General features: G+C 54.8%; 13 protein-coding genes. 10 read left to right on the plus strand and 3 right to left on the minus strand.

Annotation, left to right across the window (positions count from 1 at the left end):
* Positions 1–229 precede the first annotated feature (229 nt).
* Together R1T41_RS06815 and R1T41_RS06820 are read right to left on the minus strand one after the other, a co-directional pair.
* Positions 230–1,135 carry a PhzF family phenazine biosynthesis protein gene (locus tag R1T41_RS06815; RefSeq protein ID WP_317340812.1) on the minus strand — a complete coding sequence of 302 codons (906 nt, stop codon included), beginning with the start codon at positions 1,133–1,135 and terminating at the stop codon, positions 230–232.
* The gene (locus R1T41_RS06820; RefSeq protein ID WP_297204382.1) at positions 1,089–1,295 is read right to left on the minus strand and encodes a hypothetical protein; all 207 of its coding nucleotides are present in this window, start codon (positions 1,293–1,295) and stop codon (positions 1,089–1,091) included. The genes R1T41_RS06815 and R1T41_RS06820 overlap by 47 nt, the downstream gene beginning before the upstream one ends.
* A gap of 137 nt (positions 1,296–1,432) precedes the next feature.
* Here R1T41_RS06820 and R1T41_RS06825 point away from each other — a divergent pair, with 137 nt between their 5' ends.
* Positions 1,433–2,329 carry a LysR substrate-binding domain-containing protein gene (locus tag R1T41_RS06825; RefSeq protein ID WP_317340814.1) on the plus strand — a complete coding sequence of 299 codons (897 nt, stop codon included), beginning with the start codon at positions 1,433–1,435 and terminating at the stop codon, positions 2,327–2,329.
* Positions 2,330–2,353: 24 nt separating this feature from the next.
* Here R1T41_RS06825 and R1T41_RS06830 read toward each other — a convergent pair whose 3' ends face one another.
* Positions 2,354–2,986: a LysE family translocator gene (locus R1T41_RS06830; protein ID WP_062950376.1), complete on the minus strand. Its 633-nt coding sequence runs from the start codon at positions 2,984–2,986 to the stop codon at positions 2,354–2,356.
* Positions 2,987–3,283: 297 nt separating this feature from the next.
* On the opposite strand from R1T41_RS06830, the gene R1T41_RS06835 reads away from it, so the two are divergent.
* The 9 genes from R1T41_RS06835 (at position 3,284) to R1T41_RS06875 (ending at position 14,016) form a co-directional block, all read left to right on the plus strand.
* On the plus strand, positions 3,284–3,517 hold the full coding sequence (locus R1T41_RS06835; RefSeq protein WP_062960494.1) for a hypothetical protein: 234 nt from the start codon (positions 3,284–3,286) through the stop codon (positions 3,515–3,517).
* A gap of 535 nt (positions 3,518–4,052) precedes the next feature.
* The gene (locus tag R1T41_RS06840; RefSeq protein WP_062950372.1) at positions 4,053–4,349 is read left to right on the plus strand and encodes an SCP2 sterol-binding domain-containing protein; all 297 of its coding nucleotides are present in this window, start codon (positions 4,053–4,055) and stop codon (positions 4,347–4,349) included.
* A gap of 23 nt (positions 4,350–4,372) precedes the next feature.
* Positions 4,373–5,044: a DUF6134 family protein gene (locus tag R1T41_RS06845; protein WP_062950370.1), complete on the plus strand. Its 672-nt coding sequence runs from the start codon at positions 4,373–4,375 to the stop codon at positions 5,042–5,044.
* Between the two features lie 54 nt (positions 5,045–5,098).
* On the plus strand, positions 5,099–6,406 hold the full coding sequence (locus R1T41_RS06850; RefSeq protein WP_097051743.1) for an OmpP1/FadL family transporter: 1,308 nt from the start codon (positions 5,099–5,101) through the stop codon (positions 6,404–6,406).
* Positions 6,407–6,504: 98 nt separating this feature from the next.
* Positions 6,505–8,196, plus strand: a complete 1,692-nt coding sequence (locus R1T41_RS06855) for a long-chain fatty acid--CoA ligase (protein ID WP_317340818.1) — start codon at positions 6,505–6,507, stop codon at positions 8,194–8,196.
* A 104-nt stretch (positions 8,197–8,300) separates the two neighbouring features.
* Entirely contained in the window at positions 8,301–8,705 is a 405-nt protein-coding gene (locus R1T41_RS06860; RefSeq protein ID WP_317340820.1) for a MerR family DNA-binding transcriptional regulator, read from the plus strand.
* A gap of 47 nt (positions 8,706–8,752) precedes the next feature.
* Positions 8,753–9,889 (plus strand): thiolase family protein, encoded by a 1,137-nt coding sequence (locus R1T41_RS06865; RefSeq protein ID WP_317340823.1) that lies wholly within the window; start codon positions 8,753–8,755, stop codon positions 9,887–9,889.
* Positions 9,889–12,213, plus strand: a complete 2,325-nt coding sequence (locus tag R1T41_RS06870; RefSeq protein ID WP_317340825.1) for a 3-hydroxyacyl-CoA dehydrogenase/enoyl-CoA hydratase family protein — start codon at positions 9,889–9,891, stop codon at positions 12,211–12,213. The genes R1T41_RS06865 and R1T41_RS06870 overlap by 1 nt, the downstream gene beginning before the upstream one ends.
* A gap of 18 nt (positions 12,214–12,231) precedes the next feature.
* On the plus strand, positions 12,232–14,016 hold the full coding sequence (locus tag R1T41_RS06875) for an acyl-CoA dehydrogenase C-terminal domain-containing protein (RefSeq protein ID WP_062950359.1): 1,785 nt from the start codon (positions 12,232–12,234) through the stop codon (positions 14,014–14,016).
* Position 14,017 lies beyond the last annotated feature (1 nt).

The raw sequence follows: 14,017 nt of genomic DNA on the forward strand, positions 1-14,017 counted from the left end.
GGAAGCAGTACGAGAGCCTGTCTGATTTTGTCCGCGACATGGGGACATAATATATGTGTCACCCGTGGCACTTTTGGCAGATTTTCGAACGTTTCCAGAATTTTGCTGTGTTTGGCCGCATGCTAGCCGCAGAAACCGGGTCGCTCAACGCAAATCCGACAATTCGGGATTACCGGCAAGGCAAAGCAAGCCCTCCCCGCCGGTCACCCTTGTAAAAACGAAGCCGCCCTTACACAAATAATTCCCCGGATGCCGCAAGCACGCCACCACCAGACAATCTGATGAAATCACCATCCAGATCGATGCGAATCACACTGGGCCGGTCCATTTCAACGCCCTGTATGATTCTGACCGGTGCGTTCGCATCCGCATAACCGTACTTCGCCAGTTGCCAGGCCAGCGGCCCCGCGGCACTGCCCGTTGCCGGGTCCTCGACAATACCGGCAGTCGGATTGAAGAAACGCGCATGCGCGGTCATGCTTCTGTCTTTGGGGTCAAGCGAGAACAGATAAATCCCCTCCGCCCCAACCGTTGCCAGAATATCGCGCAGACGGCGCACATCGGGCTCCACATTCGCAATGACAGATCGGCTACGCATCGGGACCAGAAGATGTGCCGTGCCGGTGTAAACGGTTTGCACCGGTACATTGCCAATACCAATATCGTCACGCGAAACACCAAGCCCCAAGGCAAGCGCATCCAGATCAGAAAGAACCGCCCGGCCTTCTGCTGGCGCCTGATCCATGGTCACGGTAATCCCGTCTTTTCCTTTCAGGACTTCAACAGGCAGATCACGGCCACCGATTTCCTGGGTAAATTCCCTCTGACCGGCCGGTAGCAAACCAAGATGACCAAGCAGCCACCATGCCCCCAAAGCATTGTGACCGGTTCCACCAACCTCGACCCCGGCCCCGGTAAAGGATCGAAGTTTCCAATCCGCACCACCGGCAGTTTCCGGACGCATCAGGAAGGTCGTTTCAGACAAATTGAACTCGCGCGATATCGCCTGCATCACGGTGGTCGATAAATCATCCGCATCCATCACCACCGCAAGCGGATTGCCGCCAAGCACCGATGACGCAAAAACATCAACGATATGATACGGATGGGTTTTCGTCGTTTTCGCGATGCTCATTGTGTTCTCCTGTATTTTGAAAATGGCGGTAGCCCGTAAAAACACCGCACGGGCGCAATGGCAGATCGTCAAGCATCCGGGGCGTGAAACCTGCCAAGGGATCGGGCTCGGCCGGTGGCGCAAAGAACATCTGAAAAAGACCGCACAGGAAATCCTTCATTTCACCTTCCGCCTTTAGATGAACTAAATCTTCTGCTCTGCCGATCCGGGATCGACGGGCATTGCGTGATTGACATTCCAACAGATCGTGTGAATGGTTCAATTCATGGATTTTGAAACGATTTTAGATTTTCTAAAATGAAACGAACGCCACTTCCCCCGTTAAACAGCCTTCGCGCCGCCGAGGCGATTGGCCGAAACGGCACACTTCTGCGCACGGCCGACGAACTCAACGTCACGCCAGGTGCAGTTAGCCAGCAGCTTAAAACGCTTGAACAATTTCTGGGGCTGGAGCTTTTTGCCCGAACCGACAAGGGCATGATCCCGACCGAAGCGGGTCAACGATTACTGCCGGGATTAAGCGATGCATTTACCCGCATCCGCGACAGCATTGCCGCAGCAACGCGGCAGGACGAAAACGTCCTGACCGTGACAACCGGGGTGATTTTTGCCGGAAAATGGCTGGTGCCGCGTCTTGGCCGGTTCCGTGACCGCCATCCGGAAATTGATATCCGGATTTCAACCGACAATCGGCTGACATCGTTTGATCGTGACGATGTTGACATCGGGGTACGGTTCGGCCGCGGTGGCTGGGAAGGATTGCGGGTGCACAAGCTTCTTGAACAGCAGATGCTGCCGGTTTGCGCCCCGTCACTCAAGGACCGCTTTCGCGAGCCGGCCGACATCGCGCGCGGGCCCCGCATTGTCGACCGCCTCAGTTTTTTCGCCTGGCAGGACTGGCTCAATGCGGCCGGAACGGATGAACCGCTTTCGGGGCAGGAAATCACGTTTTCCGACGGATATCTCGCACTTGAGGCCGCAATGGCCGGACATGGTGCCATGCTTGGCTGGCCCGTCATCATTCAGGACGCATTGCGCAATGGCGATCTGATTGAACCGTTCAAAATCTGCGCCCCGACGCCCTATGCCTACTGGCTCGTGTCATCGGAATCCCGCTGGAACCGCCCGACGGTGCAGGCGTTCCGGAACTGGATCATCGAAGAAGTAAAAAGCTTTGCGTCGCAGACGGGCTAACCGGGTGATCAAAAACGCGTTTGGTCAAACCGGCAAAATGCCAATGATGACCCGCATCGCAATCACGACAAACAATATCGCGATGATGCGTTCGATCCACATCGAATGTGCGCGCAGCCATGGCAAAACCGCGCCATGCGACAAGCCAACCGCAACAAGGCAGTACCAGGCCGCATCAATACCCGCTGCCGTGAAAGCCAGCAGGAATTTACCCCCCCATTCGAATTCCGGGGACACGAACTGACTGAACAGGGCAAGGAAGAACAACGCAATCTTCGGGTTCAGAAACGCAATCATGAAACCGTCACGCGCCGCCTGCGTCATTGTTTCGGCGACCTGCCCGCCCTGCTCGGACTCGAACCGCGCACCCGATCCTGCCGCACGCCATGCCCTGATCGCCAGATAGATCAGATAAAGCGCGCCAAGAACGCTGACGATATTGCGAAATGCCGGAACCGTCTGGAAAAGTATGCCAAGGCCGGTCATGGTGATGACGGCATAAAAACCGACGCCCAATCCATGAGCCACCGCACAGGCAAATCCTGCCTGACGGGATTGTCCGACGGAATAACGTAAAACAACCGCAAGGCTGGGACCGGGTGTCATCGCACCCAGAATGCAGATTGTCGCAACGGACAACCACGCGGCAAATGTCATGACGTTTCCCTTGGTATCTTGGCGGTTTTGTTATCGCGCTCGTGATCGCGCCATCAAGCTATCGGGATGTTTGAACCGTTTCAACGCAAATGATGTTTCAAAATCGCATCAATCACCTGCGGAAACGCGTTCTGAATCAAGGCATTCCCGGATGCCTTTTTGTTACCTTATCTGCCGCACTCTCTCCTTAAAGCGGCCCAATGCCTTCCTTATTGCCCGATCAGACTGCTTTCATCGGTGGTTTATCCATTTCCCGGAATACCGCCGCGATAAAACAAAATGGGAAGGACACGAAAGATGCGACGCATAGCCATTACACTGGCCGTTACAAGCGCATTGGGATTATCGGCCTGCAGCGGTTTGGGTGACAGGGATCAGAAAATGCTGAGCGGTGCCGCCATCGGTGCGGGTGTTGGCGTTGTTGGTACAGCCGTCACGGGCGGATGTATTTCCTGCGGTGCCGTAATCGGCGGGCTGGTCGGTACGGGTGCCGGTTACATCCTTCACGAAAACGAGGAACGCCGGAAATGATTGGCGACGCCATCCTGGTTCTGCTGGACGGGCACTCCGTGGGGCAGCCTTGATCAGGCCGACATTGCGCACGGGATATACGCTACAGCAAATTCCCGGCTGGCAGACAGCATGCTGGATCAACCCGGAGTCGCAACGCCAGATCGACATGACACCAACCCGAACCTGGCAAAATACGGCTGGCCGCTATTGCCCGGAATATACACCGGCAACTGTCATCGGCGGAAGGCAGCAGCAAGTCTATGACACGGCCTGCATACTGCCTGATGGAAGCTGGCAGATCGCTTCCTGATACCGCCCGTCCGAAACACGACCTATACGCGTACCGGCATCTTGATGCCTTTGCAAAGGACCCGAAAGTTTCGGGTCCTTTTTGCTGTCTGGAACCACAATCCTGCAGTTGATTATTTATCCAAATCAGTGACTTAATAGGAGCCTAAATATCCCTATCGTAATTTGTTTTACGTTAACGTCACTTTACGTTACAGTGCTGACATAATCAGAAAAACAACATCAGCTTCAGAGGGAGGCGTTCGTGGAGGATATCCTCGAATCCGTAAAACAGAAACTTCCGCAATTGCGCGGCCTTAATGCCGTGGTGGCCTTTGATTGCGGCGAAGACGGACATATCGTCATTGATGCTACCGGTCCGGAACCGGAAATCAGCGACGATGATATCAGCGACGCGGACTGCATCCTGAAAATCAAGAAAGCCAATCTGGAAAAGATGATTGCCGGCAAACTTGATCCGATGCTCGCCTTTACGATGGGCAAGCTCAAGATCAAGGGCTCCATGGGAGTCGCGGCAAAACTTTCATCCATGCTGGATTGATTTCTATCGTCAGGGGAACAGGGATGCGGCACAGCTTTATCAAAAGCACCGTTCTTTGCACTTTGGCCGCCGGCCTGATCGGAAGCCTTGGTGCAATCTCATCGGCACATGCCGACGAAACGCTGAATTACCAGGTCTTGAAAGATGGCGAACCCATCGGCTTTGAAACGGTCGAAATCACCGACACGCCCGATGGTTATACTGCCGCCATCACCACGCGCACCGATGTGAAAGTCCTTTTCCTTCAATTCCAATATGGCCATTCACGCCTTGAAAAATGGCGGAACGATCAACTTGTGTCCGTTGATACCGATACAAATGATGACGGCTCCCCATATACCTACAAGGCTGAATACGAAGGTGACTGTTTCGAGGTCGCCGGCAAGGGTGTTGCGAAACGCGATGCCTGTGACGGCGCATGGCCCCTTACGCTCTGGCGCGAGGACGTCACCACGAAAACAAGCCTTTACAGCGTAATCAATGCCGAACCTTACGCTGTGACAACCCGGAAAACCGGGACAGAAACACTTGCCATCAATAACCGGGAAATACCCGCCACACACTATGTCATGACCGGGGATGTCCAACGCGATCTCTGGTATGGCGACGACGGCAGGCTTCTGAAAACAAGTTTCAAAAGAAAGGGTTACGACATCGACTTTATCCGGGTCGATGCCAAAGACCTTCAAAAATAAAAGCGGGCGCAAAAAGCGCAAATTCCAAAACCGTTATGATCCAGGGAGAAACCCATGACGTCCAAATTCAAGAAAGGCTGCCTGTGGGGGGCAGCTTCCGGAACAGCACTTATCTGCGCACTTGCCGCAAGCGGCAGCGCCCATGCTTCAGGCTTCCAGGTACGCGAAACCAGCGGCACATTACAGGGCTCCAGCTTTGCTGGCATGTCGACGCTCTCAACCGATGCATCGACCATGTTCTACAATCCCGGTACCGTCGGGCAATATAAGGAAACGAGCTACAGTGTTGGTGGCTCACTGATCATGCCCGTCGCGAAAGCAAAGAACATTGTGGCCTCTGGCGGAGCTGTAACGAATACTCAAACCTTCAATAACGGCAGCTATAAAGATATGGCACAGGACGCGTTTGTACCTAACGCCCATGCCGTCTGGAAACTAAATGACCAGTTAAATCTGGGTGTTTCAATTACGTCACCATGGGGACTGGTCACTGACTATGAACCTGATTTTGCAGGGCGCTTCTATGGTACAACCTCCAAAATCAAGACTATCAATATCAAGCCTGTTCTTGCCTACAGATTTGATAACGGGTTGTCGATCGGTGCTGGACCTCAAATTCAGCAGATGGATGCGTCGCTCGCTAGGTCGGTTCCAAACCTCGCTGGTGCCGGTGAAGGAAACAGTGAAGTAAGTGGTGATTCAGTGGATGCCGGCTGGGCCGCTGGTATCAATTGGGAAGTGATTGATGGTACGAAAATCGGTCTTTCCTACAACTCTGAAATCAAGCACGAACTTGACGGTAAAATTGACTTTGATTCGGCTGCCAACGCACTTGGTTACACCGACCGGAATGCGACGGCAAAGGTTGCCACGCCAGAATCAATCACCTTTGGCGTCTCCCAGGAACTGAGCAGTCAGTGGACCGTTATGGCAGACGCCCAGTGGACCAACTGGAACTCCATCGACACGCTCACCTTCAACTATGATGGCGACATTAGTCCACAAGCCGGAACGCAAAGCTCAACCTCTGACGAATACAAGTGGGGTAGCGCCTGGTTTGCATCACTTGGCGCAAGATACCAGTATGACGATAACTGGTCCTTTACGGGTGGCGTCGCCTTTGATGAATCGCCAATAAAAACCAAATATCGGAATGTTCGGCTGCCTGACTCTGACCGTTATTGGGTCTCGCTTGGTGCCGCATACAAGGTTGCAGACTGGGCGGCCGTAAGCCTTGGATATACCCACGTTTTCGCAAACTCGGCACGGGTTGACGAAACGGATACATTCCTTGGCAGCTATGCAGCCGACTACGATGCGCACGTCGACATCATCGCTCTACAGGCGAATTTCAAGTTCTGATCGGTTATACTGTTCGATGCGGGATGGCGGTTTGCCATTCCGCACCGGGCGGTTTTTTTTGCCCGCAAAGTGACGTTAACGTAATGGAGTTAACGCGTATGAACCAAATAAACGTCCAAGACGCGCCTGTCCTGCAAAACGGTGTCGATATCAGCTCGCCGGTGCGTATGCGCCCGGTTCACGAGATTTTTGATGATGCGGCAAAGCGTTTTGCCAAGCGCCCCTGTCTTGATTTCCTGGGTCGTATTTACGACTACGAAGACATTGCCAGACAAATCGATCGCGTCGCCGAAGGCTTTCATCAGCTCGGCGTGCGTAAAGGCGACAAGGTCGGGCTGTGCCTGCCCAACACGCCTTATTACGTGATCTGCTACTATGCCGTGCTGAAATGCGGCGGTGTCGTTGTCAATTTCAACCCGCTTTATGCCAAGCGCGAGATCGCCTATCAGATCGAGGATTCCGGTTGCCGCCTGATGGTAACGCTTAATCTGAAGCAGATTTATTCCAAGGTTGCCGATTGCCTGGATGTAACCTGCCTGAAGCGGATCGTCGTCTGCGAGATGAGCGACATCCTGCCCCCGGTCAAAAGCGTTCTTTTCAGCCTGTTCAAGCGCAGCGAACTTGCCGAAATCCCCAGGGATCTGCGTCATATCCCCTTCTCGCGGCTGGCTGACTGCAAACCCATAAATTTCGTGACCGACGTAACGGTCAACGATCTGGCCGTGCTGCAATATACCGGTGGTACAACCGGTCGCCCCAAGGGGGCAATGCTGACCCACGGGAATCTCAGCGCCAATGTCGATCAATTGACACGCTGGATGCCCGATGCCAATCCCGGCCATGAAGTCACGCTGTGTGTACTGCCATTCTTCCATGTCTTTGCCATGACCGTGGCACTGAACACATCGATCAATCTTGGGGCGGAACTTGTTCTGCAGCCGCGCTTCGAACTTGATGCGTTGTTAAAGGCACTCGACAAGAAAAACGTCACGATCTTCCCCGGTGTGCCGACGATCTACACGGCGATTAATAACTCGCCGGAAACGCTCAAACATGATCTGTCTTCGGTCCGTTGCTGCATTTCGGGCGGCGCGCCGCTTCCTGTTGAAGTCAAACACCGGTTCGAAGAAATCACCGGTGCCAAACTGGTCGAAGGCTATGGCCTGACCGAAGCCAGCCCGGTCTGCACATGCAATCCGGTCAAAGGTGTCAATAAGGAAGGATCAATCGGCATTCCCTTGCCCGGCGCCGATATCCAGATCAGGTCGCTTGATCGGCCCGATCAGGTCATGCCTGCCGGGGAAAAGGGCGAGGTTTGCGTTCGCGGTCCGCAGGTGATGCCGGGATACTGGCAGAACGATGCCGCAACCGAGGCCACCTTCGTCGATGGCTGGCTGAAAACCGGTGATGTCGGTTATGCCGATCAGGACGGATATATATTTCTGGTTGATCGACTTAAAGACGTTATTTTATGCAGCGGTTACAATGTCTATCCGCGTGCCATCGAAGAAGCGCTTTATCTGCATGAACAGATCGCCGAGGTCACGGTTATCGGCGTTCCCGATCAGTATCGCGGTCAGGCACCCAAGGCCTTTGTGCGGCTGAAGGACAATGTCACGGACGTAACCGCCGAAGATTTGCGAACATTCCTTGATGACAAGATTTCGAGAATCGAAATGCCACGTGAAATCGAGATCCGGGAAGAACTTCCAAAAACCATGGTCGGCAAATTGTCGAAGAAGGAACTGGTCGAGGAAGAGCGTCTGAAACGCGAGGGAAAAGCACAATAATTCAATACGTTAACGTCATGTCACACAGAATGGAAAAAATCCAAGTGACGTTAACGTAAACTAATTGACGTAAAGATAAAAATATATACCATAGGGGCGATCAAATGACGAAAATTGACGACCGGTTTTATACCGTTCCCGAACTGGCCGAAAATCTGGGGGTTACGCCACGCACCATCCGGTTTTACGAACAAAAAGGTCTCGTAGCACCACAACGTGCCGGCACGACAAGGATCTACACCCGGCAGGACAGAGCCAGAATGCTGATCATCCTGCGGGGCAAACGATTGGGTTTCACGCTGAAAGAGATTGCAGATTATCTGGATCTTTATGGCGCAGACCCCACCCAGGCCGAGCAGATCAGGATGTTGCTGACCCGGGTTCGGGACCGAATAGAAGCCCTGGAAGATCAACGCCAGGCACTGGACGTCACTTTGGACGAATTGCGTGACATCGAACAACAATCGATTGATGCGCTTAAAGAAAAAGGACTCGATCCGGTAGCGTAACAATTGCTTTCCGGAATCGCTGACAGCTCAGGAAGGAATACTTCGCCATGACCAATGCCGTTATTGCCGGATATGTCCGGTCACCTTTCACCCCGGCACGCAAAGGTGCCCTTGCCAAGGTCCGTCCTGACGATCTTGCGGCACAGGTCGTCAAAGGTCTAGTGGATAAAACCGGTATCGATCCCAACACGATCGAGGATCTGGTTCTGGGTTGTGCCTTCCCGGAAGGCGAACAGGGTCTTAACGTCGCCCGCCTGATCACTTTCCTGGCCGGTCTGCCACGATCGGTCGGCGGTGTCACGGTCAACCGTTTCTGCGGATCGTCCATGCAGTCGATCCATCAGGCCGCTGGTGCCATCGCGATTGGTGCCGGTGATGCCTTCATCTGCGCCGGTATCGAAAGCATGTCGCGCGTGCCGATGATGGGCTTCAACCCGATGCCAAACCCGGCCCTGTATAAGGAAATGCCCGAGGCATATATGGGCATGGGCGACACCGCAGAAAACGTCGCAACCAAATACAGCCTGTCGCGCGCCGATCAGGAAGCCTTTGCCATAGAAAGCCATAAAAAGGCCGCCGCAGCACAGGCAGCAGGCAAATTTGTCGATGAAATCATCCCGATTGAAGGCCCGGACGGCACAATCGCCGAAGATGGCTGCATTCGCGGCGACACCACAGCCGAAGGCCTTGCCGATCTGAAACCGGCTTTCAAGGCGGATGGTGTTGTCACTGCAGGCACATCCTCGCCGCTGACCGATGGCGCATCTGCCGTTCTGGTCTGCTCCGAGGAATATGCCAAGAAACACGGCCTCACACCACTCGCACGGATCAAATCTGTTGCTGTTGATGGTTGCCTGCCGGAAATCATGGGTATCGGCCCGGTTGGTGCCTCGAAAAAGGCACTGACACGCGCTGGTATCAAGGCTTCCGACCTTAATGTCGTTGAACTGAACGAAGCTTTCTCGTCGCAGGCAATGGCCAGCATTTCCGACCTTGGTCTGGATATCAAAACCGTCAATATCGATGGCGGCGCACTGGCCATCGGGCATCCGCTGGGTGCAACGGGTGCGCGTATTGTCGGCAAGGCCGCCGCCCTTCTGAAACGTGAAGGCGGCAAATACGCACTTGCCTCGCAATGTATTGGCGGGGGTCAGGGGATCGCGACCATTCTGGAGGCGATGTAATGACCAGCATCAAACAGGTCGCCGTTATCGGCGCCGGTGTTATGGGGGCCGGAATTGCCGCCCATATCGCCAACTCGGGCACGCCCGTTCTGTTGCTTGATATCGTTCCCGAAGGATCAAAAAACCGCAACGCGGTGGCCGAAGGTGCGGTTGCCAAAATGCTGAAGACCGATCCGGCCCCGTTCATGTCCAAACGTGTGGCAAAGCTGATCACGTGCGGCAATATCGAGGACGATCTTGATAAACTCGCCAAATGTGACTGGATCGTCGAGGCCGTCATCGAACGCCTTGATATCAAGCAGGATCTGTATCGCAAAATTGATGCCGTTCGCGCCAAGGGATCGGTTGTCTCGTCAAACACCTCGACCATTCCGCTGGCCACACTGATCGATGGCATGGGCGACGGGTTTGCGCAGGATTTCATCATCACGCATTTCTTCAACCCGCCGCGCTATATGCGTCTGCTGGAACTGGTCGGATCAAACGTCACCCGAAGCGGCGTTATCGACATGGTCGCCGAATTTGCCGATCACAAACTGGGCAAGACCTGTGTCATTTGTCATGACAAGCCGGGCTTTATCGCAAACCGCCTTGGTGTCTACTGGATTCAGGCCGCCATGGTCGAAGCCATGGACCGGGGATTGACTGTCGAAGAAGCCGACAGCGTCATTGGTCGCCCGTTCGGCATTCCCAAAACCGGTGTCTTTGGCCTGATGGATCTGGTGGGTCTGGATCTGATGCCGCATGTGCAATCCAGCATGGCAGGTAGCCTTGATAAATCCGATCCGTTCCACGCGATTTACCGCGAAAGTGATCTGGTCGGAAAACTGATCGCGGATGGCTATACCGGCCGCAAGGGCAAAGGCGGTTTTTACCGTCTGAACCGCGAAGGTGGCGAAAAGGTCAAGGAATCCGTCAATCTTCAGACCGGTGAATTCGCCAGATCGGAAAAAGCCCGCCTTGAAAGCGTCCGTTCTGCCGGTAAAGACCCGCGCAAAATGATGGAAGCAAATGACAAGGAGGGCCTTTATGGCCGTGCCGTGATGGCCAAAACCCTTGCCTATGCCGCCTTCATCGCCGAAGAAGCCGCCAATTCGATTGTCGATGTCGATGACGCGATGAAACTTGGCTATGCGTGGAAAACCGGCCCGTTCGAACTAATTGATGCCATCGGGGTCGATACCCTGATTGCCATGCTTGAAGCGGATGGTATCGAGGTCCCGGCATTACTCAAAAAGGCCGCCGGGAAATCGTTTTACAAGGTCGAAGACGGCACGCTGTTCTTCCTTGGTTTTGATGGCACATACACCAAAGTCACTCGCCCGGACGGTGTTCTTCTGCTTGAAGACATCAAACGCAAATCCGAACCGGTTGTCGGCAACCGCGCCGCATCGCTTTGGGATATCGGTGACGGCGTCGCCTGCCTTGAATTCCATACCAAAATGAATGCGCTTGATGCCGATGTTCTTGGCATGATCAAGACATCCATCCGGACTGTCAAAAAGCAGTTCAAGGCGATGGTGATCTATAACGAAGGCAGCAATTTCTCTGCCGGGGCCAATCTTGGTCTGGCGCTGTTTGCCGCCAATATCGCCGCGTGGCCGGAAATCGAAAACCTCGTTGAAACCGGTCAGGAAACCTACAAGGCCCTTAAATATTCACCCTTCCCGGTTGTTGGCGCGCCCAGCGGCATGGCATTGGGCGGTGGCTGCGAGGTCCTTTTGCATTGTGATGCCGTACAGGCCCACGGGGAAACCTATATCGGTCTGGTCGAACCCGGCGTTGGCCTGATCCCGGCCTGGGGCGGGTGCAAGGAAATGATCCGTCGCTGGTCCGAAAACCCGAAATTCCCCAAGGGACCGATGGCCCCAAGTGCCAAGGCGTTTGAAATCATTTCGGTGGCAACCGTTGCCAAATCGGCAATGGAAGCCAAGGAAAACCTGTTCTTCCGCGAGGGTGATGGCATCACCATGAACCGCAACCGTCTGCTGGCCGATGCCAAGGCACGCGCATTGGCAATGGTCGAGGGTTACGAAGCCCCCGAAGAATTCACCTACCGCCTTCCGGGCGAAAGCGCACGGGTTGCCTTCGAGATGGCGGTTGATGGTTTCTATCGTCTGGGCAAGGCCACCGATTACGACCGTGTCGTCGCAGGTGAACTTGCCAGGGTTCTGGCCGGTGGTGACACCGATGTCACCGAAGAACTTTCCGAAGACGACATTCTGGAACTGGAGCGCGAAGGCTTCATGCGTCTGGTCCGCAACGAAGGCACCATGGCCCGGGTCGAGCATATGCTGCTGACCGGCAAGCCGTTGCGAAACTAGGACGAGGAGAACAGAAAAATGGCCCAATACAAAGCACCGCTGCGCGACATGCGCTTCGTCCTGACCGAACTGTTTGACTATAACGACATCAACCAGATGCCCGGATGCGAGGATTTCACCCCGGACGTCGTCGATGCCGTTCTCGAAGAAGCCGCCAAGGTCTGCGAGGAACTCCTGTTCCCGATCAACCGCACAGGTGACGAGGAAGGCTGTCATTGGGATGATGGTGTCGTCACCACGCCCAAGGGCTTCAAGGAAGCCTATCAGACCTTTGCCGAAGGCGGATGGACGGGTATTGCCTGCGATCCCGTCTATGGCGGTCAGGGCGCACCGAAAACAATCAATGCCCTGGTCGAAGAAATGATCTGTTCGACCAACCTGTCATTCGGGATGTATCCGGGCCTGTCCTTTGGGGCCTATGCCGCCCTTCACAGCCACGCCTCGGACGAACTGAAAGATAAATATCTTCCGAAAATGGTCGATGGCACGTGGGCTGGCACCATGTGCCTGACCGAACCGCATTGCGGTACCGATCTTGGCATCATCAAGACCAAGGCCGAACCACGTGAAGACGGGTCTTATGCCATTTCCGGCACCAAGATTTTCATCTCGGCCGGGGAACATGATCTGACGGAAAACATCATCCATCTGGTTCTGGCCAAACTGCCCGATGCGCCCAAGGGGACCAAGGGCATTTCCCTGTTCCTTGTGCCGAAATTCATGGTTGGCGACGACGGATCGCTTGGCGATCGCAACGCGGTTAAATGCGGGTCGATCGAACACAAGATGGGGATCAAGGCATCCGCCACCTGTGTCATGAACTTTGACGGCGCAATCGGCTATCTGGTCGGTGAACCCCATCAGGGCATGCCCGCCATGTTCACCATGATGAACCAGGAACGGCTTTCGGTCGGTATTCAGGGTCTTGGCCTTGGCGAAGCCGCCTATCAGGGGGCTGCGGCCTATGCCCGTGACCGCCTGCAGGGCCGGGCATTGACCGGCCCCAAAAGCCCCGACAAACCCGCCGACTCCCTGCTGGTTCATCCCGATGTACGCCGGATGCTTCTGACCGCACGCGCGACCAACGAAGGCTGCCGGGCAATGGGCATATGGGTAGCGCGCGCGCTTGATACCGCCAAACACCATGCCGATCCGGTCAAACGCGAAGAAGCCGACGAATTCGTCCAGCTCATGACGCCAATCGTCAAGGCCCTGTTCACCGACTGGGGTTTTGATAACACCAATCTCGGCGTTCAGGTCTTTGGCGGTCACGGTTACATCCGGGAATGGGGCATGGAACAATATGTTCGTGATGCCCGCATCGCCCAGATTTACGAAGGCACCAACGGCATTCAGGCCCTTGACCTTGTCGGGCGTAAAATGCCGGCAAAGGCCGGTCGTTACCTTCGGCGTTTCTTCCACCCGGTGCAGGAATATATCGAAGCCAATGTATCGAAGGACGGGCTTGGCGATTTCATCCAGCCGCTGGCAAAAGCCTTCATGCGTTTGCAGCAGGCAACCGGTGAACTGGCCCAACGCGGCATGAAAAACCCGAACGAAGCCGGGGCCGCGGCCACCGAATTCCTGCGCCTGTTTGGTCTGGTCGCGGTTGGCTATATGTGGGCCCGCATGGCGGAAATCGCGTTGGCGAAACAGGACGACGATCCGGACGGTTTCTATAAGGCGAAACTGATCACCGCCAAATTCTATATGGAACGCATCCTGCCGCAGTCCGGCGCACTGTTCAGCGCGATGATGGCAGGCTCCGGCACCATGATGGAACTGGACGAGGATCTGTTCTGAT

It is taken from the genome of Thalassospira lucentensis, from assembly GCF_032921865.1.
GTDB classification, from domain to species: Bacteria; Pseudomonadota; Alphaproteobacteria; order Rhodospirillales; family Thalassospiraceae; genus Thalassospira; species Thalassospira lucentensis_A.

Excerpts from the sequence above, each read along its gene's own strand:
- R1T41_RS06825 (WP_317340814.1), top strand. The coding sequence starts at position 1,433 with ATGAAACGAACGCCACTTCCCCCGTTAAACAGCCTTCGCGCCGCCGAG.
- R1T41_RS06870 (WP_317340825.1), top strand. The coding sequence starts at position 9,889 with ATGACCAGCATCAAACAGGTCGCCGTTATCGGCGCCGGTGTTATGGGG.
- R1T41_RS06875 (WP_062950359.1), top strand. The coding sequence starts at position 12,232 with ATGGCCCAATACAAAGCACCGCTGCGCGACATGCGCTTCGTCCTGACC.
- R1T41_RS06850 (WP_097051743.1), top strand. The coding sequence starts at position 5,099 with ATGACGTCCAAATTCAAGAAAGGCTGCCTGTGGGGGGCAGCTTCCGGA.
- R1T41_RS06815 (WP_317340812.1), bottom strand. The coding sequence starts at position 1,135 with ATGAGCATCGCGAAAACGACGAAAACCCATCCGTATCATATCGTTGAT.
- R1T41_RS06820 (WP_297204382.1), bottom strand. The coding sequence starts at position 1,295 with ATGAAGGATTTCCTGTGCGGTCTTTTTCAGATGTTCTTTGCGCCACCG.
- R1T41_RS06830 (WP_062950376.1), bottom strand. The coding sequence starts at position 2,986 with ATGACATTTGCCGCGTGGTTGTCCGTTGCGACAATCTGCATTCTGGGT.
- R1T41_RS06845 (WP_062950370.1), top strand. The coding sequence starts at position 4,373 with ATGCGGCACAGCTTTATCAAAAGCACCGTTCTTTGCACTTTGGCCGCC.
- R1T41_RS06865 (WP_317340823.1), top strand. The coding sequence starts at position 8,753 with ATGACCAATGCCGTTATTGCCGGATATGTCCGGTCACCTTTCACCCCG.
- R1T41_RS06835 (WP_062960494.1), top strand. The coding sequence starts at position 3,284 with ATGCGACGCATAGCCATTACACTGGCCGTTACAAGCGCATTGGGATTA.
- R1T41_RS06855 (WP_317340818.1), top strand. The coding sequence starts at position 6,505 with ATGAACCAAATAAACGTCCAAGACGCGCCTGTCCTGCAAAACGGTGTC.
- R1T41_RS06860 (WP_317340820.1), top strand. The coding sequence starts at position 8,301 with ATGACGAAAATTGACGACCGGTTTTATACCGTTCCCGAACTGGCCGAA.